Origin of the sequence: Virgibacillus sp. 7505 (genome assembly GCF_002272135.1) — a bacterium.
Taxonomy (GTDB): Bacteria; Bacillota; Bacilli; order Bacillales; family Amphibacillaceae; genus Terribacillus.
In genome coordinates, this window is record NZ_NPBF01000185.1 from 1 (window position 1) to 272 (window position 272).

At 47.4% G+C, this 272-nt stretch carries 1 protein-coding gene; it reads left to right on the forward strand.

Annotated features, from left to right (window positions below; genetic code table 11):
- Positions 1–272, forward strand: a 272-nt coding sequence (locus tag CHH91_RS20705; RefSeq protein WP_176465863.1) for a hypothetical protein, incomplete at both ends; no start/stop codon positions are given.

Genomic DNA, 272 nt, shown 5'->3' on the forward strand with positions numbered 1-272 from the left:
CAAGCAATTGCTGAAGAACAACAAGCGATTCGCGAAGAAGTGGCGGCGATTGCAGAAACGGGCAACGCTATTGGAGCGAACTTATCTGAAAGCTATGGAGCGATTGAAACAGAACCAGCGCCTGTCGAAGGGTTAAATGGGCAAATGGTCGTGACCAATCAACAAATGTCATTAGGCGAAGTCCAACAATTAGGAGCAGCAGTTGAGTCTCTTAGCAACCGCCAAGACGATATTATTGCCCAAACAGAAGACCTACACAACAATGTGACGGC